The following is a 20,421-nucleotide window of genomic DNA, read 5'->3' as shown; positions in this document are numbered from 1 at the left end:
CGACGCTCGACCTACAAGGCGACGAGGCTGCCTAAATATCCCTGCTTGCAGTATTTTACGCGCACTAAATCGCCCTGCTTAAACGAGAATGCCCTGCAACACATGCGAAAGCGAACGCCGTCGATCTCAAAAAGCACGAGCGTCTCGATCTCCTGCCTAAGGACGCGGATACGCAAGTTTTCTATCCTATCTTCGATATAAGGCTGCTTATTTCGCATAATCCTCCAAAATTAAGTTAAATTTAGAGCCGCTTGCCCGGCGCTGTTTGCGTAGCGCTAAAAAGCCTGCTTATTTATTCCAAAAAGCTCCACGACGCAACGGAATTCTGCGCGGCAAAATTCTAGCTTCTAAATTTGATGCGGTAAGCTTTCACAATACAAATTCCGTCGCATGAATTTTCATGGTGCAGAATTTGTATTGTGAAATTCCGCGAATCGGAATTTCGTGCAAAAATTTTCACGACGATAAATTCTATCGCGTAAAATTTCGCACGGCGACTGCCGCCTAGGCATTTGCAGTACGCATAATTTAAATTTGAAAAAGCTCAATCCCGACTGGCAGGATCACTGCTACGATTATAACACAACATGATAGAGCGGATCTCGAGCTCGGTTTTAAAATTTTCCGCTCAATTCTACCGCACCCGCGCCTATCGACGGTAAATTTGATGCAGTCGCCTTATAAGTACGGTTTCTGTGCGCGTCTTGCACTGCGTCAAAAAAAACGCGCACCGCGGTAAGCAATGTCGCAGACGAGTAAATCGCTGCAATTAAGCGCCGCGCGCGCTTTTAATAAATTTTACTCATGCGGTATTCGCACTGCGCGCGTTAAAACGAGACATTTAAATTCGGGGATTAAAATTTAAAAATCGCTAGATACAAAATTTACAAGCCATAAATTTGAATGCAAAGCTCAAGTATTATCGCGCGCATATACAAGCTATTGCGATCTTTAGTAAAATTTGCCCTTTAAATTTACACGCAGTTTTTGCCGTATATAAATTTTGGCGCGATTTTGGAAGTATTCTTAGACATATTTTGCTAAGCAGTTTTAAGCGCAAATCCAGCGCGGTGTAGCTAAAATTTTAACCAAGCCGAGCCGATTAAATTTCGCTATCAAATTTAACGTGGCTTTAGCGCGCATCTCGTTTTGTTCTAGCGATACAAATTTCAGCCAAAAGCTGCTGCTCGCGAAAATCAAAATTTATTAAATCCGCGTTTGAGCTAAAATTTACAAAATTTTAAAGCTAGCACAGACCGAATTTCGACGATCTAAAAAACAAATTTAAACATTAAATCTAAAATGCATCACGTCGCCGTCTTGCACGACGTAGTCCTTGCCCTCAAGGCGCATTTTGCCCGCTTCTTTCGCCCTACTCTCGCCGCCGCACGCGATGAAATCATCAAATCCGATCACCTCGGCTCTGATAAATCCGCGCTCAAAGTCGTTGTGGATCACGCTCGCGGCCTTTGGAGCCTTCCAGCCCTTCGTGATCGTCCACGCGCGCACCTCCATCTCACCTGCGGTAAAGTAGCTGATGAGGCTAAGCTTCGCAAAGGAGCGCTTGATGATGAGCTCCAGCCCGCTTTGCTGCGCGCCCAGGCTTTGCAGCATCTCGTGCGTCTCCTCGTCGCTTAGCCCTATGAGTTCCTCTTCGATCTTGGCGCAGAGCTTGATCACCTCGGCGCCGCGGGCATTTGCGTATTCTCTTACGCGCGCGACATATTCGTTATCCTGCGCGATGCCGTCTTCGTCCACATTTGCGCCGTAGATTACATCTTTGGCGCTAAGCAGGCGCAGCTCACGATTTAAAGCGATGTAGCTTTCGTCCTCTTTGAGCGCAAAATTTGAAGCGGGCTTGCCGTCGTTTAGATGCGCTAAAAGCTCGTTTGCCACGGCTAGCGCCTCTTTAGCGCCTTTTTGATTTGCTTTGGCTTCCTTACCGAGGCGCTCGATCTTGCGGCCAAGCTGCTCGATGTCTGCTAAAATAAGCTCGGTTTCGATGATCTCGATATCGCGGATAGGATCGACGCAGCCTTCGACGTGGGTTATGTCACCGCTTTCGAAGCAGCGCACGATATGAAGGATGATCTCGCACTCGCGGATATTTGAAAGAAATTTATTCCCCAGCCCCTCGCCCTTGCTAGCTCCGCGCACGAGGCCCGCGATATCGACGAACTCGATGGTCGAATGCACGATGCGACCGGGCTTAACGATCTGTGCTAGCTTGCCGAGCCTGGCATCTGGCACGGGCACGACCGCCTTATTGGGCTCAATCGTGCAGAATGGATAATTCTGCGCCTGTGCGTTTTGCGCGCCGCTAAGCGCGTTAAATGTGGTGGATTTGCCGACGTTCGGAAGCCCTACGATCCCTACTGAAAGCCCCATCTACGCGTCCTTCAACTCTTTGGCTAGAGCCTGTAAAAAGTACAGGCTGGCTCTCACTCCCGCGCCAGTCGCGCCTGCCGCGTAATAGCCCCACGCCTTTTCCAGATACGCAGGCCCCGCGATATCAAGGTGCAGCCACTTGCCTTTATACTCGTCTTTTATAAATTTATCCAAAAATAGTCCCGCGGTTATCGCGCCGCCGTATCTACTGGAAGCGCAGTTAGAGACGTCCGCGATACTGCTTTTGATTAGCTCGCGCAGATAATCGTTAAATTCCAAAATACTAAATAGCTCGCCGCTTGATCCGCTAAGATCTTTAAATTTACGCTTTAGCTCCTCGCTGTTTCCCATAATGCCGCTAGTGTATTCGCCAAGCCCCACGACGCAAGCGCCGGTAAGCGTCGCCATATCAATTAGCAGATCTGGCTCAAGATCCTGCGCGTAGCTTAGGCAGTCGGCAAGCACGAGCCTGCCCTCCGCGTCGGTGTTTCGCACCTCGATACTCACGCCGCTGCGGCTAAGCAGTACGTCGTCGGGTTTATACGAATCGCCGCCGATCATATTTTCGGTGGCGCCGATAACCGCGTGTATCTCAAACGGCAGCTCGAGCTCGGCAGCGCCCTTGATGATACCCATCGCAGCAAGCGCGCCGCTTTTGTCGCTTTTCATCGTAAGCATATAATCGGCAGGCTTCAAACTCAGCCCGCCGCTGTCGTAAGTAAGCCCTTTGCCGACGAAAACAACGCGCTTTAGGCAGCGCTGCGGCTTATAGATCAGATGGATGAGGCGAGGCGGATGAGCGCTGGAGCGATTGACTGCCAAAAACGCATTCATATTCTGCTCGCGCAAAAAGTCCTCGTCGTAAATTTTAACGCTCACGTCGTCGTAGTTCGAGGCTAAAATTTCAGCCTCGCTCGCCATCTTTTCGGGCGTGTAAATTTCAGGTATCTCATTGACGCCGTCGCGCGCAAAATTTGCGGCGCTCGCAGTGATGGCGCCTTGTTCTATACCAAAGTTTGCCTTTTGCAAATCGATCTGCTCACCGCTATACTCTTGCGTCGAGATTAAAATTTCATTCAAGCTAGAGCTTTTTTTATCGCTTTTGTATTTATTAAACTCATAGCCGCCCAAAAGCACGCCCTCGACCATCGCCATCGTGCTTCTGCGGTCGCAGCCGCATTTGTAAAAGGCGATTTTAAAATTTTTGATCGCGTAGCCCTTAAGCGCGTTGTATGCGCTTGCAAGTGCTGTGCGAACGCGGTCATATTCTAGCGCCTTGACGCCGATGTACAGCCGCCCGCTCTCGGCAAGGAGTAGATTGCCCTCGCCTTTGTAATTAAAAAGCGCAAACTTATCCGTGTCTTTAATAAATTCGTGATTTAAATTTTTATCCACAACTAAAATAACTTCAAAATCCGCCTCTATCTCGTTAATTTTACGATCTAGCAGTTTTACTTTCATCTCGTTCCTTTCGTGAGTTCATAAAGTGATTTTCCATACGTTTAAATAGCCTAAAAAATAGATATAAAATTCCGCCTATGATAGGTATCGCAAAATACCAGTGTTGCTCGATTAGCCGCAGCCCGCTCCAGATCTCCTCGCCAAAATACCACGCCAAAATCATCGTCGCACCCGACCAGCACCAAGCGCTAAAAAGATTGATAATCGCAAATTTCTTTGCGCTGTAGCGAGTGATGCCGATACTCATCGGGATGATGACGCGAAAGCCATACATATAGCGCTGCATTAAAATTATCGGCCAGCCGTAGCGTTGCAAAAGCAGGTGTGCGATCGCAAATTTTCGGCGCTGTGCCGCGAGTTTTTTACTGATATATTTTTTGTTGTAGCGCCCGATATAAAAATAAAACTGATCGCCACAAAATGCCCCAAGCCCCGCAACAAAGATACCTAGCGGCAAATTTATATGTCCCTCGTGCGCCATTATGCCGCCTAAAATCAGTGCGATTTCGCCTTCTAAAATACACCAAACAAAAAGCACTATATAGGCGTATTGGTGGTATTCTTGTAATAAATTTTTAAGTAGCTCTTCCAAAATCACGCCTCTAAAACGCAATAAACATTTGTGCGTCGCGAAAACTCGCCTAGATCGTTTAACTCACGTAAATTTAGCAAAAAGCAGGCTTCGACGCACTTAGCCTGCGTCTGCGCGATGAGATCTAATGCCGCTCGTGCGGTGCCTCCGGTGGCGATAAGATCGTCGATTAGCAGCACCTTGGCATCTTGCACGCCAGAGAATGCATCCACATGCATCTCGACCTGATCGAAGCCGTATTCAAGGCTGTATTTTTGCGAAATCGTGATATAAGGAAGCTTCTTTGGCTTTCTAATTGGCACAAAAGCAACCCTCAACCTCGCAGCAAGTGCCGCTGCAAAAATAAATCCGCGACTTTCTATGCCTACTATGTAATCAAGTCCGTAATCGGCGTAGCGCTCGGCTAGATGATCAAGCAGGAAATTAAACGCCTCGCGATCGCCTACGAGCGTCGTGATATCATAAAACAAAATACCGGGCTTTGGGAAGTCGCGCACGGTGCGGATCGAGCGAAATAAATAGCTTTTTTGCTCGTTGCTTAGACTTTTCATAGCTTACCTCTTTTCAATCTTGCGTTTTGGATTTTTAAGCTGCAGTTTTCGCTCTCCTCATTTTGCAGGGCCTCAATGCCGAAGCGAAGGGCAGTTTTGAGCTTTTCGTTATCGCTTTTAAGCTTTGAAATTCTTTCTTCGCTCTTTCGAAGTAAGGCGTAAATTTTAGAATTTTTTCGGATCGATAAAATAAGTAGTGCTGCAAAAAATAGCGCTAAAACGCCTAATACTACGCTCATTGCTCGCCTCCTTCATTTGGATTTGCAAAGCGGCGCATAGTAGCGGGTGCTGCGTTAAAATAGGCAGAATTTATGCTCCTAAAATACGCGTTAGAAAGATTTGCTCCCTTTAAATTTACGCTCGCAATATCAGAATTCGCATCTGTTAAACCCGCACTAGCGCAATTTACGTTTTTTGGCTTAACGCTCATGCAAACGGAATTTGTAGCCTTGAAATTTATAATTGCTGGGTTCAAACTGACAAAATATTTGCAGCTAGCTTTTTGAGCGAAATTTTTCTCGCAAACGCTCTCGCGCATAAAATTCAACGTAGAATTTGCGCTAGTGGAATTTTTATCTAGCGAATTTTTCTCATTAAAGATTATCTTTGCGTGCGCAGAATTTAAATTTATATGATGTGCACCACCAAAGCTTATCAAGGAATTCTCACCGGTAAATAAGGAATTTTTATCGTTAAAGCTCCGCGCAAAATTTGATGCAGAATCTGTGCCAATGGGATTTTTGCAAGAAAGGGTTTTGCCACCGAAGCTTGATTTGGAATTTCGTCCGTTTAAATTAATGCTACAGCTTTGTTCCGCAAAATTTTGAGCGGAGTTCTGCGTGAAATTCTCCCCATCAAATCCATGCGCGCAATTCGCACTACCGCAAGCGCCTAGCTTTGCGACGCGCTTAATGTGCCTGCCGCCCGCAAAATCAGTGCCGAAAAACGCCCTAATCATATCTTCGATCACCAGCGCGCCCATTAATCGCTCGCCGAAGGCTAGGACGTTGGCGTCGTTGTGCTCTCTGGCTAATCTAGCGCTAGTCGCGTCATGACACAACGCGCAGCGGATGTGAGCGTGGCGATTTGCGGCGATGCTGATGCCGATACCCGTACCGCAAATCAAAACGCCGTAAATGCCGTAGTCGGTGGAATTTAAAATTTTATCTTTGTTTGCATTCTGGCTTACGGCTGCATTTACGCAGGTAGTCATGCTTCCGCTAGCGTTAAAATTTTGACGACTAGCGTTTTTTATAACGTTAAAATTTTCATTTTTCTCGCTACATTGTACGGCGTCGTTAAAATTTCCGCAGCCGTTTATACTTGCGCCGAAATTTTCACTGCCGCCCGCTTCAGAATTTTCCGCGGCTGCAGCGGAATTTTTGTCGTTATTTTCTTTAAAATTTCTACTTCGCGCGCAGGCTTCACATTCGGCTAAAATTTTATCCGCCAACGTGCCCGCAAAATCGGGATAGTCCACGCTCACTTCGGCACTATGCGTGCCAAGGTCGACCGCTTCGTAACCTAAAGCGGCGAGCGCTTTTTTAGCTTGTTCTTTGGCACGAAAGCCCGCATGATCGCTCGCTATGAAAATTTTATTTATTTGCATTGCCGCTCCTTATTTTTGCTCATAGATTAGGCTTTCGTCGTTTTGCAAGGTATCGACGAAGCGTCCGATTCGCTCCCAGCGGATCTTGCGATCGGCATCGATACTAAAATATGTAAACCACGGCTTGCCAACGATCAGACGATAAGGTACCGGACCCCAAAAGCGGCTATCGGCGGAATTATTTCGATTATCGCCTATCATAAAATACTCATCCTGCGGCACTTTGATGTAAAAGGCATTGAAGCTTATCCCCGCAGCTTCGAAGCTATGAGGAATTTCACTTAAACTAATGGGCTTCATAGAAAGCTCACCTTTCTCAAGTGCGATTTTGACATTTGTTAGCATCGAGTTCCTAGCATTAGTGTCGTAGTGGATGCCTTTGAACTTATACGGCTCTTTAACATATTTTTCGCCGCCCAAAATCACAATGTCGCGAGCATCATAGTTCGCGGCAATGAACTCATCTCCTTCATGCGGACGAAGGTAGAAATTATTCAGATCAAATATCACCTCGTCGCCGCCTACGGCAAAATTTCGCTTTACAAAGTGCATTTTTTCATTAAGCGGATAGCGAAAAACCACGATATCACCGCGCTTCGGACCCTCGCCGCGGATGATATGCCCGTCGCCGTCGCTATCAGGAGCCACCTGCCACTCCACAAAGGGAATATGCGGGGTCGGGATGCCGTAGCTAAATTTTTTAACGAATAAAAAATCGCCCTCCAAAAGCGTAGTGCGCATCGATCCGCTGGGGATCACGAAGGCTTGCGCAACAAAAAGAATGACGAATAAAACGACGATGACCGTCCCCGTCCAACTTGATAAAAAGTGATAAATTTTGCTTAGTATTTTCATTTAGGCTCTTTGTCTTAAGCGATTTTTCGCCGATTTTATCGTATTGCTCAAAAGCATCGCAATCGTCATCGGCCCCACGCCTCCGGGCACGGGCGTGATGAACGAGCATTTTGGCGCTACCGCATCAAAATCGACGTCGCCTCTTAGTTTGCCGTCGCCGCCGCGATTGATCCCCACGTCGATTACCACCGCGCCTTGTTTTACCATATCGGCGCCCACAAAATGCGCCCTACCGACCGCCGCGACCAAAATGTCGGCATCTGCGCAAAGCCGCTTTAAGTCTTTCGTCTTGCTATGAGCGATAGTAACAGTGGCGTCGGCATTTAACAGCAGGCTCGCCATCGGCTTTCCGACGATATTACTGCGACCCAGCACGACGGCGTTTTTGCCCGCGATCTGCACGCCGTATTCCTCAAGCAGACGCATCACGCCAAGCGGAGTGCAAGGCACAAAACCGTCCGAAAGCCCGCTAGTAAGCTTGCCTACGTTTATCGCACTAAATCCGTCCACGTCCTTTTGCGGGCTTATTTTTTCTAAAATTTTATTCGTATCAATATGCTTTGGAAGCGGCAGCTGCACCAAGATGCCGTCGATGCTTTCGTCATCGTTTAAATTTTCTATCAGTTCTAAAAGCGCCGCCTCGCTCACGTCGGAGCTCAAGCGGTGCGCTACGGATCGGATCCCACAGGTGGCGCAGGCTTTTTCCTTACTCGCGACATAGGTCTTACTAGCCGCGTCCTCGCCTACCAAAATCACCGCCAGCGCAGGCTCTACGCCCTTTGCGGCAAGATCCGAAGCGGCCGCTTTGATCTCATCTTTTACCTTCGCGCTTATGCTTTTGCCGTCAATTAAAGTCATTTAAAGCCTTTTTGAAAAATAGGGAATGTTACCCTAAAATTTATAAAATTTAGATTTATTCAGCTGGATTTATGGGAATTTGAAGGAATTTTAAAAAGAATTTCGTCCTGCTTAAATAAGCCTAAATTTTATCGTCATTATATACGGATGGACACCTTGGCGCCGCTACATTCAGGCTGCAACGCTGCTAAGGCTCGTATTGCAGGCTTGAGAGCTTTTGTCCACGAATGAGCAAGAACTACAATGTTTCCATTTTCTCGCCGTTAAACGTCTCGTATCGTCGCCCGCCGCGCAATATACGCTATGCGTAATAGTAGCCTGTATAATGGTGGCTAGGTGCCTTATTTTGCTCTGGCTTTGGGACATCTTGCGGTCCGCTCCTAGAGCAGCCGCATAGAAACAGCGCCGCACACAGAAATAAAACGATCTTTTGCACCATAGATCCTTTCAAAATCTTTATGATTTTATCTTTGAGTGGTTTCAAAATTTTACAAAATTTAGAAAAGCGCTCTAAAAATTTGCTCCACTTTGGAATTTAAAATTTTGAATAAATTTGAACGACCAAATTTATTCAAAATTTAGGCTCCATGTAGCTTACAATCTCACGAAAGAATCAAAATTCTGGCGACCCAAATCGTATTTAGTGCAATTTTACACGATGCGCGTCGTGCAAGATCGCGTAGCTTCTGTCTTGCGCGCCGAAATACCGCGCAAAACACAGTCGCGCCGCTCTAAATTTCAAAATTTGCCGAATTTTAAAGGCGCCGCGTTTAAATTTACTCGTTGCGCAACGTTTGCAGCACGTCGATCTGCGTGGCTTTTTTGGCCGGATACCACGACGATAGCGCCACGATAAGCACCGCGCCGATTAAAATCATCGCCAAATCGCCTAGCGAGAGCTCCATCGGCAGCTTCGAGCTTCCGTAAACGTCGGCGGGCAGATTTACGATGTCGAAGCTTCCGAGCAGCCACACTCCGAATAAGCCCAAAATCAGCCCGAATATGATGCCGCCGCCGCCGATCGTGGCTCCGAGCGCAAAAAAGGTCCTTTTAACCTCTTTTTTGCTAGCGCCCAGACTAAGTAAAAGCGCGATCTCTTGGCGACGGTTCATCACGGTCATCAGAAGCGAGCTTACGATATTTAGGCTCGCAACCAGGATTATTAGCATCAGCACGATGAAAAGCGCGCGCTTTTCAAGCGCAAGGGCGCTGAAAAAATTGCCGTTTTGCTGCCACCAGCCCACGGCACTAGCACCGCCAGGAAGGCTTTTTTTGATGCGCTCCAGGTCTTTAAACGGATCGTTTGAAAAAACATGCACGCCGTCGAATGTCCCCTCGTCGTAGCCCAAAATTTTGGCTAGATCGCTCGCGTCCGCGTAGGAATACGCCTTGTCGTAGGCGATCAGTCCAGAGCTAAAATCCGCGCGCACATCAAAGCGCTTCATCTTGGGGATCAGCGCAAAGCCGCCCGGATCGCTCTTCGTAAAGATCATCGTGATCTTGCTGCCCTCATCCAGCATAAACTCGTCCTTGATCCCGCGTCCTATCATGATGCCGTAGTCCGTTAGATTGGCGTCTTTGGCGCCTGCTGCGACGACGGAGTTGATGCGCTTTTCGTCGTTTAAATTTACGCCGAAAATCAGCCCGCCCTCGAGCCTGTCGCCGCCCTTAGCGATGACTTGAGAGCTGATGTAGGGGCTAAAGATCAGATCGGGAAAGTCCGCCCGCAGTCCCTCCACGTCGTCTTTTGAAATACCGCCGCGAAAGTGGCTGTGGATCGTGATCGGGTAGTTCATCGTAAAGAGCTTGCGCTCAAATTCTTTATCAAAGCCGTTCATTATCGCCATCGCAACAATGAGCACCGTAAGCCCCACGCCGACGCCCAAGAACGCAAGCAGCGCTGAAAGCGTAATAAAGGGCTGAGAGCGGTCGAATCTGAGATATTTGAATAATAAATACTTTACCAAAAAGCTGTCCTTGTAAAATTTCACATAAAATTTAACGCTAAATTCTATGTGGAATTTTAGGTATTTTGGAATTTTAAAATTCCAAAAACAGGTTTTACGGCGTCAAATATAAAAGCTCCAGCGGGTTTTAAAAATTTAAAATCGCGCCGAAATCTCTTATACGCAGTGAAATTCGCCCCCAAGAGATATCGGATACGACAAACCGAACAGACCTCTTTGCCAAAACTTTGAAATTTTAAACCCGAATTCTAAATTTTAAAATTTCAAACGACTCGAAATTTTAAAATTTTAGAAATTCCAAATCTTTTATAATTTTAAAATTCTTAAAATTTAAAAAGCGGATTTCGCTTAAAAGCTTGCCCGCAATCGCATAAATTTAAAATTTCAAACGCGCGCAGTATCCTAGCCGCACGCTAAATTTAAGCACCGTGTGCCGTTCACATTTTACCGCACGGTGCGCCGCAACAGCGCCATGAAAATATGCGGCAAAGCATCGGGCGCGCTTTGAAATTTTAAAATTTCAAAACCAAAATTCCGCCCCATCGCGCAGCTTTGCTCACCGTTCGTGCCGCCTCGCGAATAAGCTCTTTTTAAATTTCCGTCCGCGCCGCCTCGCGATCAAACTCCCCTTTAAAATTTTATGACGCCTTTCGCCCTCGACCGATCCGCTAAATACAAAAGCAAGATTGAAAAGCGCCGATCGCGCAATGCTCGCAATCGAGATCACCGATCGCGCGATACTTACGACCGATCGCCGCGCCTACCTCGCAAAGCCGCCCTTTTTCGGACCGCCCTTACCGTGGCAGTCTTTGTATTTTTTGCCGCTACCGCAAGGGCAAGGATCGTTTCGTTTAGGCTTTTTGTCGCCGAACTCATCGGGACCCTTTAGCTGCGCTTCATTCGTGCTTGCGGCGGCGAGCTCTTTGGCGTTTGAGCTCTCCATGCGCTCCTGCATCGCGCGCTGCTCGGCTTCGATCTCCTCCTGTGATTTGAACTGGATCGAATGCAGCAAGCGGATGCTGTCGGATTTGAGGCGCATTACAAGCTCCATAAAGAGATTGTAGCTCTCCTTTTTATACTCCGTAAGCGGGTCTTTGTGGTTGTAGCCGCGAAGTCCGATGCCCGCCTTTAGGATATCCATCTGATACAGATGCTCTCTCCAGTCGCGATCGACGATCTGCAGATAAAGCATCTTTTCGATACTTTTGCGTTGCTGCGGATCGATCGGCGCCATCTTGTTTTCATACGAAACGGCAAGCGCACCGATGATCTTTTCTTTCAGCTCTTTGAAATCATCGACCTTCTCAAGCTCGCTGTTTTCGAGCACCTCGCCCGTTTCTTGAGCGATTTTGGCGACGATCGGGAATTTATCGACCTCTTTGATATTTACGCCGTCGAAAATTTCAAGCTCCTCAAGCACGCTAGAGATGTACTCCTCGCGGTTTTGAATGATTTTATCTTTCAGATCGTAGTCGGGATCCAAAAGCTCGTTGCGATATTTATAGATCGTCTTGCGCTGCTCGTTTGCGACGTCGTCGTATTCTAGGATATTTTTACGCGCTTCAAAATGCAAGCTCTCGACTTTTTTCTGCGCGTTCTCTACTGCGCGCGAAACCATGCCTGATTCGATATGTTCGCCATCTTTTAGCCCTAAGCGATCCATGATATTTTTAATCTTGTCGCTACCAAAAATTCTAAGTAGATTATCCTCCAAGCTTAAGAAAAATCTACTCTCGCCCGGATCGCCCTGTCGCCCGCTTCGTCCGCGGAGCTGATTATCAATGCGGCGGCTTTCGTGGCGCTCGGTACCTAAAATATACAGCCCGCCCAAAGCGCGCACTTCATCGTCTATACGGATATCTACGCCACGTCCCGCCATATTCGTAGCGATCGTTACGGCACCCTTTACGCCTGCGTCTTTGATGATCTGCGCCTCGCGCTCGTGATTTTTGGCATTTAGCACGGAGTGCGCGATGTTTTCTTTGACTAAAAGCTCGTGCAGCTTCTCGCTCTTTTCAATCGACGCCGTACCCACTAGCACGGGCTGACCTTTGGAATTTAGCCGCTTGATCTCATTTATGACGGCGTCAAATTTCTCGCGCTCGGTCTTGTAGATAAGATCGTTTTGATCCTTTCTGATAACCGGCACGTTCGTAGGGATCGAGACCACTTCGAGTTTGTAAATTTGAGAAAATTCCGTCGCCTCCGTCTGCGCCGTACCCGTCATACCGGCGAGCTTTTCGTAAAGGCGGAAGTAGTTTTGAAAGGTAATGTCGGCAAGAGTTTGGCTCTCCTCTTGGATCTGCACGCCCTCTTTAGCTTCAAGAGCCTGATGGAGCCCTTCGCTGAATCTGCGACCCTCGCTAAGACGACCCGTAAATTCATCCACGATTATGACCTGCCCGTCGCGCACGACGTAGTGCACGTCCTTTTCAAATAGATAATTCGCCTTAAGTGCTTGATCAAGGTAGTGGCTAAGCACGGCATTTTCGAGACTATAGAGGTTATCGACGCCAAAAAGCTTCTCGGCTTTTGAGATTCCTGCCTCTGTAATCAAAACGGCGCGGTTTTTCTCATCTACGGTAAAATCGCCCGTCGCCTTGCCTTTCGGATCGGCTGGCGCCTCGCCGCGGATCATCGCGCGCGCTACTTCGTTTGCCTTGATGTAGCCATCTAGAGTGCGGTTCGTAGGACCCGAGATGATTAGCGGCGTCCTAGCTTCATCGATCAGGATGCTATCTACTTCATCGACGATTACGAAATGATGCCCGCGCTGCACCTTTTCATCCGCGCTAAATTTCATATTATCGCGCAGGTAATCAAAGCCGAACTCGTTGTTTGTGCCGTAGGTGATGTCGCACGCGTATGCAGCCTTGCGCTTGGCGTCGTCGTATTCTCCGCCTACGATCACGCCGGTGCTAAGCCCTAAAAATTCATATAGCTCGCCCATCTGCGCGGCATCGCGCTTAGCTAAGTAGTCGTTTACGGTCACGACATGCACGCCCTTGCCCTCCATCGCATTTAGCACTACTGCCAAGGTCGCTACAAGGGTCTTTCCTTCGCCCGTTTTCATCTCGGCAATCGCGCCGTCGTTTAGCACCAAACCGCCTATCAGCTGAACGTCGAAGTGGCGCATATTTAGCACTCTTTTGCCCGCCTCTCGCACGATAGCAAACACTTCGTTAAGCACGTCATCCGTGCTCTTTTCGCCCGCGCGAACTTGCGCTCTTAACGCTTCAAATTCCGCCTTAAGTGTCGCATCGTCCATCGACGCGTAGTTTTCTTCAAGTGCACTGATCTGCGCCGCGCGCTTGGCGTATTGTTTGACGATCCTATCGTTTTTAGTACCGAAAATCCCGTGGATGACCTTTTTAAACATCTCAAACCTTAGTTTTAAAATTTTAACCGCGCATATTAACATATTTTTAGTTTCTATTTAATTAAATCCTAGAAAAACGGCTATAATACGCGCAAATTTTCAAAAATAAAGGCAAAATTTATGAAAAAAACTCTTATTTCTTTAGCGGCAAGCTGCATTTTTGCATTCGCAAGCGGGATAGAATTCGACACGCTAAGCGCAAATTTTTCGCAAACCGTGCAGAGCGACGATGCGAAAATCAGCTACGGCGGCGATTTTAGCGCCACAAAAGAGCACGCCGTGTGGCATTACAAGACCCCTACGATAAAAAATATATTTTTTAGCTTCACAAAGGTCGTCGTAATCGAGCCCGAACTCGAGCAAGCCATCATCACAAATATAAAAGAAACGCCGAATTTAACCGCGATCTTGGCGAACGCAAAACCCAATAAAAAGGGCGTTTATGAGGCGAGCTTCGACGACGTAAAATATCTCATCGAGATGAAGGGCGATCTGCCGAGTAAGATCAGCTACACCGACAAAATGGATAATAAAGTAGTCATAAATCTAAGCAACGTCCGCAAAAACGCGCCGGTGAATGAGGCGATCTTCAAGCCCACAATCCCCAAAAACTACGACATCATCACGCAGTAGGCGCGCGTGAGGCTACTTTTCGTCTGTCACGGTAACATCTGCCGCTCGCCGATGGCGCAGTCCGTGATGCAAAATTTCATTAATCAAAGCGGCCTAAGCGAGCGAGCGAGCGTAGATTCTGCGGCGACGCACACCGATGAAATCGGCTCGCCGCCCTATTACGAAACGCAGCGCGTGCTAAAAGAGCAAAAGGTGCCGCTCGTAGCGCATCGCGCCGTGCAGGTCACGCCCGCAGACTACGAGCGCTACGATCTAATTCTTTGCATGGATGATGAAAATATGCGCTCGCTGGGGCGAATTTTTCGCGGCAAGGATATGGCTAAGGTAAAATTTCTTTTGGAATTTGAAGAGGGGAATTTTGCAGACTGCGATGCGCTAAATTTTAAAGGCGCGCTAAAACAAACCGCCTTAAATTTAAAGAGCGGCGGTTCAAATTTAACCGCCTCCGAACGCCTACAAATCGCCGATCCCTACTACACGCGCGATTTTGAGCGCTGCTACGCAGATATCAAGCGCGGCTGCGAGGGGCTCTTGCGATACATTAAAAATTCAGACGGAATTTGCTAAAATCCGCGATTAAATTTTAGCGTCATTAAAGAGGCGCGGCTTAAAGCGATAATTCAAGGAAAAATATGTTTAGGCTTTTGATCGTTCCATATCTGATAATTGAGGCATTTACGACCTATTATTTCGTAAGCGCAAACGGCTTTGCTGCGTACGCTGTGGAGATCGTCATAAGCGCGATTTTAGGCGGTTACGTCGTAGCAAACCGCTCGTGGATGGGCTTTTTTAACCTAATGAAAATCTCGCCGAAAGAAATTTTAAGCGGCGTGGGATTCGTCGTAGGCGGCGTTTTTCTCATTGCACCGGGCATTTTCGGCGATATTTTAGGCGTTTGCATAATCACTGCGTCGTTTTACTGCGTCACCAGCGACGTGCCTAAATTTAACACCGGCAGCGAAAATTCCGAAAAAAGAGAGCGAAAATTTTGGCGACGCAGCCGCGCAAGCGACGATGTAATCGACGTAGAGGTGATCGAAGAGAACGAAATCGAAATTCGAAAAAGCATAGGAGAGGAAAAATGAAAAATTTGATCATCGCTACTCGCGGCAGCGTGCTTGCGCTGTGGCAGAGCAAACATATCGCATCGCTACTTAATGCCCGCGGCATCCAAGCGCAGCTAAAAAGTATGAAAACCAAAGGCGATAAAATTTTAGATACGCCGCTTGCAAAAATCGGCGGCAAGGGGCTTTTTACGAAGGAGCTTGAGGAGAGCATGCTTCGCGGCGAATCACATATCGCCGTGCATAGCCTAAAAGACGTGCCCGTGGAGTTTCCACAGGGGCTCGTGCTAGCAGCGATCTGCGCGCGCGAGGATGTGCGCGATGCGATGATCAGCGAAAAATACTCTAAATTTGACGAGCTGCCCCGCGGCGCAAAAGTCGGCACCACGAGCCTTCGCCGCAAGATGCAGCTGCTTAGCATGCGGCCTGATTTAGAGGTGATCTCCTTGCGCGGCAACGTCCAAACCCGCTTGCGAAAGCTCAAAGACGGGGAATTCGACGCGATCATCTTGGCGATGGCGGGCATCAACCGATTAAATTTACGCGCCGAGGTAAAGCACGTAGCGCCCTTTGAAATCTCGCAGATGATCCCTGCGATGGGGCAAGGAGCGCTCGGCATCGAGGCGGTGGACGAGCCGCAAATCCTGCGCGCTATAGAATTTCTAAAAGACGAACGCGCGATCATCGAAACGACCGTGGAGCGGGATTTTGTCAGAGTTTTGGAGGGCGGCTGCCAGGTGCCGATCGGCATAAACGCGCGCCTTGAGGGCGAAAATATCCACATCAGCGCGATAGTTGGCCTGCCCGACGGCAGCGAGAGTATCCGTCAAAGCATCGTCGCGCAAAAATCTCAATACCAAAGCGTGGGTGCGGAGCTCGCGCGCGTTTTTATCGAAAAGGGCGCAAAGCAGCTTCTTGCGCGCGCTGAAGCGATGGCGAGCCTATAAAAGGCGAAAATTTGCGGAGTTTAAAAATTTGCAAAATTTTAAAACTTCCAGAATTTATGGACTTTTTAAATTTATAAAATTTTAAAAGGTTAAATTTTGAGCTTATTTAGATTTTTTAAAACAGCGGGATTTTCAAAAATTTTTGCCTCGCTCATATTTTGTGCAAGCTGCGCGCTAGGTCTAAACGCTAGCTCTAACGAAGAGCTCGTCCGCTCGCTATTTAGCGACGCAAACTTCGATAAAAATCTTCATTTTAAAGGCGAGATGAGAAGCTATTTAAAGCGTAAATTCTACGCGGCAGATAATTATAGCGAAATCACGGTTGCTCCACTTGGACGCAGCAGCGAATTTAGCGAGATTTTTCACGTATTTTTGGGCTCTAAAGAGAAGTACTTCGATCTTTACGTCTATACTAAGGATGACGGGATCTACGCCGTGCGAGTTTTGGCGCAAACCGCTATTATTGAGGCTATCGTAAGCGAATATGAAAAATTTAACGAGGCGCAAAAACGGGAGTTTGAGCAAAGAACCGATGCGGATATCATAAATTTAAAGCTAATCTTAGCGCCCGATAAAGAGCTTATGGAGTTTGGGAAACAAAACCTAGCGGCATTTGAAAAAATTTACGAGCTTTACGCAGGCGGCGAGCCCGAGCGCGCAAAGGCGGAGATCAAAAGCCTGCATCTCTCTCACGCCGAGACGAGCGGCAAAAAATTTATGCTGCTTATCGGTGGGATCACCGATAACTCCGTGGGCTTTTTGCGGGTGCAAGACGAGGCGGATCTGCCGCAAATGAGTCCTAGCGAGTTTATAATGATAGAAAAAATTGCGCCGAATTGGTATCTTTTTAAAACCACATAAAAAGCTGCGCCGCAAGCGGGTTTAAGGCTTCGCGGCGATCTAAATTTAAAAGCGCTACCCGCAGCTTAACCACACCGCCGATCAAAAATCGCGCGAATTTTAAATTTAAGAAGACGATCTGCAAATTCCGCACACCGTAAATTTTTAAATAATTTTAAAAATTTTTGAAGTCTAAATTTAAACAAAGCATCGCCAAAGCGCGCCGCGATAAATTTGAACATGGCGGCGAAAGAGGCTTAAACATAGCGCTCACAAGCAATACGCTTAAAAACGCCGGCCTGGCCCAGGCTTAAACTGCGCAAAGTCCACTCCCGTCGCGTCCAAAACCGCCCGCGAATAAAAATAGAGGCTGTAAAATAGCTCATCGTCGTAAAAATGCTCCTCCCAGCGCTCCTCGTCATTCTCATCGCTCTGCGGCCACAAATATTTTTCCGCAAGCATATCCGAAAAGTTCGCCAGCGGCGCTGCGTGCGAGATCTTGTCGGTATCATCGCAAATCTCAATCATAAACGCAAAAAACCTGCCGAGCCGAGCTACGATAAAGCCTGCCGCTTCGTTTTCGCAGTTTTCGTCTTTGCTGTTTATGTCCGCCGCATAGTTTCGCTTTTTATCTGCCACGGCGTTTTGATTATTTTTATTCGCGTTTTTGCCCGCCGCGGCGCGCGCCCGTATAAAGATGCGCGTCAAAAACAGCAGCGCAAAAGGGGTTGCGTGCCAAAGCGTACTTTGATGCTCTATCTCGTTAAAAATCTTACTAAGCGCATCCTGGAGGACCTTGGCGTCAAATTTATCCCGCTCGCTCGCATCCGAGCTCTTATCCACCGCGCTCGTTTTAAATTTACTCGCCTGGCTCGCTTTAAATTTTATCGCCACGCTATCCGCACTCTTAAATTCCGCCTTGCCGCACTTCGCCGTATCCGTTTTAAGCTCCGTCTCTCCGCCCTTTTTAAATTTCGCCGCCTCGTTATCTGCCTTTTTAAATTTAGACTCGCTCTTTTGCGTTAAATTTATGGAATTTTGCGCCGCGCCGCATCTTGTCGCGTCCGTAGAATTTTGCCCGCAATCGGATCCGCTTTTTAAATTTTGCCCTGCGCCGGGCCCGCTTTTTAAATTTTGCTCGCCGCCCAAGCCGCGCGCCGCATCACAAGCTTCTATTGCCCGCGCGAGTTTCTCAAAAATTTCAGCAAATCCGCTCGCCCTGCCGTAAGCGGTCGTGAGCCTGCTCCACGGTACGTCCTGCACTTTTAAATTTGCGATATAATTCAAATTTTGCTCATTCATTCGCGCTCCTTGCGAATATTTTTAAATTTAAGTCTCGCGAGCCGCTAAAATCTACGCTCTCGGTTCAAATTTAAGCTCTTCGCCGCACGTAAATTTAAACCGAGCCCTTGGCCTTGATCTTTGCCAGCCAATCATCCAGCGTCTTTTCAAAGCCGATCCCCTTGCTTTCGTAAAATTTCGCCGCCTCGCTCATATAGGCCTGCTCTACCCAGCCGCCGAAGTCGTGTGGGTATTTGTAGTCCGCTATCTGCTTGTCGGAGTTGATGAGATAGCGTGGCGTAGGTAGCGGTGCAGCGGAGCGGACAAACTTCAAAGCGGCGTTGATGCCCAAATACGCGGCGTTTGATTTGGGGCTGTGCGCCAGATAGATCGCGCATTGCCCTAAAATAATGCGAGCTTCGGGATAGCCGATCTTGCTGACGGCAGTTAGCGTACTAACCGCGATATTTAGGGCGTTTGGATTGGCATTGCCGATGTCCTCGCTAGCTAGGATCACCATCCTGCGCGCGATAAAATCCGCGCTCTCGCCCGCATCTATCAGCCTCGCGACATAATACAGCGCGGCGTCGGCGTCGCTGCCGCGCAGGCTTTTTATCATCGCGCTGGCAAGCTCGTAATGCAGATCGTCGCTGCTAACGCCCGCAGCGACGGCATTTGCACGCAGCGTGCGAAGCGTATCCAGCGTAATGGCGCTGTCTGCCAAAAGCGCAAATTCCAGCAGGTTCAACATACTCCTTGCATCGCCGCTGCTGGAGTTTAGTAGGTATTTTCGCGCTTCCTCGTCCATCTCAAAGCCGATCTCGCCCTGCACCCGCGCCAAAAGCGCCTCCAAATCCTCGTAGCTAAGCGGCTCAAACTCAAAGATCATCGAGCGCGAGCGGATGCCGCTGCTTAGCACGAACTGCGGATTTTCCGTCGTCGCGCCGATGATGATCGCGGCGTAGTTCTCCATCGGGATGAGCAGCACCTCCTGCTGCGTCTTGCTAAGGCGGTGGATCTCGTCGATAAAAATGAGCGGCTTGATGAGCGAGCCGGCGTGCGAGGATAGAATTTTGCGGATATCCTCGACCTTCAGGCTCGTAGCGTCAAGCTCGTAAAAATCATAGTTCAGCTCGCTTGCGATCACGCGCGCCATCGTCGTTTTACCGCTGCCTGCGGCGCCGAAAAATATGCTGTGCGGGATGCTGCCTGCGGCGACGAATTTTTTAAAAACCGCTACGATCTTGCCCTGCCCCGCGATTTGATCAAGGCTTTTGGGGCGAAATTTCAAGCTCAAACTCATTTTGCAACCTTAAAAATTTTGCCCCGATGATAGCGTTTTTATGATTAAATTTTGAAATTCGACTAAATTTAAAGAGCGGATTTTTAGATTTTTTATACGGCGAGGTTTTGAAATTTAAGCACGGCGCGGACTTGAAATTTGCGCCGCGAAAGGAAGCTTTAAAATTTCAGATAGGATTTTAAATTTTTATCTCGCGTGCGTGTGAACGGCGATATAAAATTTTGCGGCAAGAACAGATCGCGCAGATTTGGTAGGTCTAGCGGTTTTAAAATTTAATGCCTTGCGCTGCGCGGTAACGCAGCCATACATAGCGCGCCCGAAATCAGCTAGGCGCGCAAGATAAAATTTTAAAATTTAGCCCTATTTTGGAGTTAAATTTTATCTCTCGGCGAGCCGCTAAATTAGCAAATCAATAAACACAAAATCAGCAAAGCTAAAAATAGTTTCACTCTCATAAAGTCATCGCGTAACCATCGCGACTATCACCTCGCCCGCGCAGAAACTATCGTATTAATTCTCGCGCCTACGTAACGCGAAAAATGTAAAACATAATCGCGCATTGTCGCAATAACCCGCGCGATCGCGCAAACTCATCGCGCCAATTCCGGCGCCAGCGTAAAATTTAATCTCGCGAAGTTGCGCGCCCGCGTAAAATGCGTAAAAATTACCGCGCTAACCGCCCCGCTCGCACAA

General features: G+C 48.0%; 18 protein-coding genes and 2 pseudogenes. 5 read left to right on the top strand and 15 right to left on the bottom strand.

The window, feature by feature from the left end; genetic code table 11:
• Positions 1–11: 11 nt before the first annotated feature.
• The 13 genes and pseudogenes from CGRAC_RS05675 to secA all read right to left on the bottom strand — a co-directional run bounded on the left by CGRAC_RS05675 (position 12) and on the right by secA (position 13,660).
• Positions 12–218, bottom strand: coding sequence for a hypothetical protein (locus tag CGRAC_RS05675; protein WP_005870556.1), 207 nt, complete (start codon positions 216–218; stop codon positions 12–14).
• Between the two features lie 1,066 nt (positions 219–1,284).
• Positions 1,285–2,388 (bottom strand): redox-regulated ATPase YchF, encoded by a 1,104-nt coding sequence (gene ychF, locus CGRAC_RS05670; RefSeq protein ID WP_005870563.1) that lies wholly within the window; start codon positions 2,386–2,388, stop codon positions 1,285–1,287.
• Entirely contained in the window at positions 2,389–3,849 is a 1,461-nt protein-coding gene (locus tag CGRAC_RS05665) for a leucyl aminopeptidase (protein WP_005870564.1), read from the bottom strand.
• A complete protein-coding gene (locus CGRAC_RS05660; protein ID WP_005870565.1) occupies positions 3,824–4,441 on the bottom strand; it encodes a DedA family protein in 618 nt (205 codons plus the stop codon). Before CGRAC_RS05660 ends, CGRAC_RS05665 begins: the two co-directional genes overlap by 26 nt.
• A gap of 2 nt (positions 4,442–4,443) precedes the next feature.
• Positions 4,444–4,992, bottom strand: a complete 549-nt coding sequence (locus tag CGRAC_RS05655; RefSeq protein WP_005870566.1) for an adenine phosphoribosyltransferase — start codon at positions 4,990–4,992, stop codon at positions 4,444–4,446.
• Complete coding sequence (locus tag CGRAC_RS05650; RefSeq protein ID WP_005870567.1) at positions 4,989–5,231, bottom strand: hypothetical protein; 243 nt, start codon at positions 5,229–5,231, stop codon at positions 4,989–4,991. The genes CGRAC_RS05655 and CGRAC_RS05650 overlap by 4 nt, the downstream gene beginning before the upstream one ends.
• A gap of 653 nt (positions 5,232–5,884) precedes the next feature.
• Positions 5,885–6,139: pseudogene (locus tag CGRAC_RS12505) on the bottom strand (RpiB/LacA/LacB family sugar-phosphate isomerase); the annotation flags it as partial.
• A gap of 294 nt (positions 6,140–6,433) precedes the next feature.
• Positions 6,434–6,601: pseudogene (locus CGRAC_RS11525) on the bottom strand (RpiB/LacA/LacB family sugar-phosphate isomerase); the annotation flags it as partial.
• A gap of 9 nt (positions 6,602–6,610) precedes the next feature.
• Positions 6,611–7,456, bottom strand: a complete 846-nt coding sequence (gene lepB, locus CGRAC_RS05640) for a signal peptidase I (RefSeq protein ID WP_005870569.1) — start codon at positions 7,454–7,456, stop codon at positions 6,611–6,613.
• Complete coding sequence (gene folD / locus CGRAC_RS05635) at positions 7,457–8,314, bottom strand: bifunctional methylenetetrahydrofolate dehydrogenase/methenyltetrahydrofolate cyclohydrolase FolD (protein WP_005870570.1); 858 nt, start codon at positions 8,312–8,314, stop codon at positions 7,457–7,459.
• A 301-nt stretch (positions 8,315–8,615) separates the two neighbouring features.
• Entirely contained in the window at positions 8,616–8,750 is a 135-nt protein-coding gene (locus CGRAC_RS12735) for a hypothetical protein (RefSeq protein WP_005870571.1), read from the bottom strand.
• Between the two features lie 340 nt (positions 8,751–9,090).
• Entirely contained in the window at positions 9,091–10,281 is a 1,191-nt protein-coding gene (locus tag CGRAC_RS05630) for an ABC transporter permease (RefSeq protein ID WP_040303707.1), read from the bottom strand.
• 760 nt (positions 10,282–11,041) lie between these two features.
• Positions 11,042–13,660, bottom strand: a complete 2,619-nt coding sequence (gene secA, locus CGRAC_RS05625) for a preprotein translocase subunit SecA (protein ID WP_040303709.1) — start codon at positions 13,658–13,660, stop codon at positions 11,042–11,044.
• 120 nt (positions 13,661–13,780) lie between these two features.
• Here secA and lolA point away from each other — a divergent pair, with 120 nt between their 5' ends.
• From lolA to CGRAC_RS05600, 5 genes are all read left to right on the top strand, one after another.
• Positions 13,781–14,293: a LolA-like outer membrane lipoprotein chaperone gene (gene lolA, locus CGRAC_RS11880; protein WP_005870579.1), complete on the top strand. Its 513-nt coding sequence runs from the start codon at positions 13,781–13,783 to the stop codon at positions 14,291–14,293.
• 6 nt (positions 14,294–14,299) lie between these two features.
• The gene (locus CGRAC_RS11875; RefSeq protein WP_005870581.1) at positions 14,300–14,860 is read left to right on the top strand and encodes a low molecular weight protein-tyrosine-phosphatase; all 561 of its coding nucleotides are present in this window, start codon (positions 14,300–14,302) and stop codon (positions 14,858–14,860) included.
• A 65-nt stretch (positions 14,861–14,925) separates the two neighbouring features.
• Entirely contained in the window at positions 14,926–15,378 is a 453-nt protein-coding gene (locus tag CGRAC_RS05610; protein WP_005870582.1) for an FxsA family protein, read from the top strand.
• On the top strand, positions 15,375–16,304 hold the full coding sequence (gene hemC, locus CGRAC_RS05605; protein WP_005870584.1) for a hydroxymethylbilane synthase: 930 nt from the start codon (positions 15,375–15,377) through the stop codon (positions 16,302–16,304). Before CGRAC_RS05610 ends, hemC begins: the two co-directional genes overlap by 4 nt.
• Positions 16,305–16,400: 96 nt before the next feature.
• Complete coding sequence (locus CGRAC_RS05600; protein WP_005870588.1) at positions 16,401–17,165, top strand: hypothetical protein; 765 nt, start codon at positions 16,401–16,403, stop codon at positions 17,163–17,165.
• Between the two features lie 264 nt (positions 17,166–17,429).
• On the opposite strand, the gene CGRAC_RS05595 is transcribed toward CGRAC_RS05600, so the two are convergent.
• Together CGRAC_RS05595 and CGRAC_RS05590 are read right to left on the bottom strand one after the other, a co-directional pair.
• Positions 17,430–18,446 carry a hypothetical protein gene (locus CGRAC_RS05595; RefSeq protein ID WP_005870599.1) on the bottom strand — a complete coding sequence of 339 codons (1,017 nt, stop codon included), beginning with the start codon at positions 18,444–18,446 and terminating at the stop codon, positions 17,430–17,432.
• Positions 18,447–18,540: 94 nt separating this feature from the next.
• A complete protein-coding gene (locus CGRAC_RS05590; RefSeq protein ID WP_005870600.1) occupies positions 18,541–19,728 on the bottom strand; it encodes a replication-associated recombination protein A in 1,188 nt (395 codons plus the stop codon).
• Positions 19,729–20,421: the final 693 nt, after the last annotated feature.

The sequence above is a fragment of the Campylobacter gracilis genome, assembly GCF_001190745.1.
GTDB classification, from domain to species: Bacteria; Campylobacterota; Campylobacteria; order Campylobacterales; family Campylobacteraceae; genus Campylobacter_B; species Campylobacter_B gracilis.
This window is presented reverse-complemented; position numbering and strand designations above follow the sequence as displayed.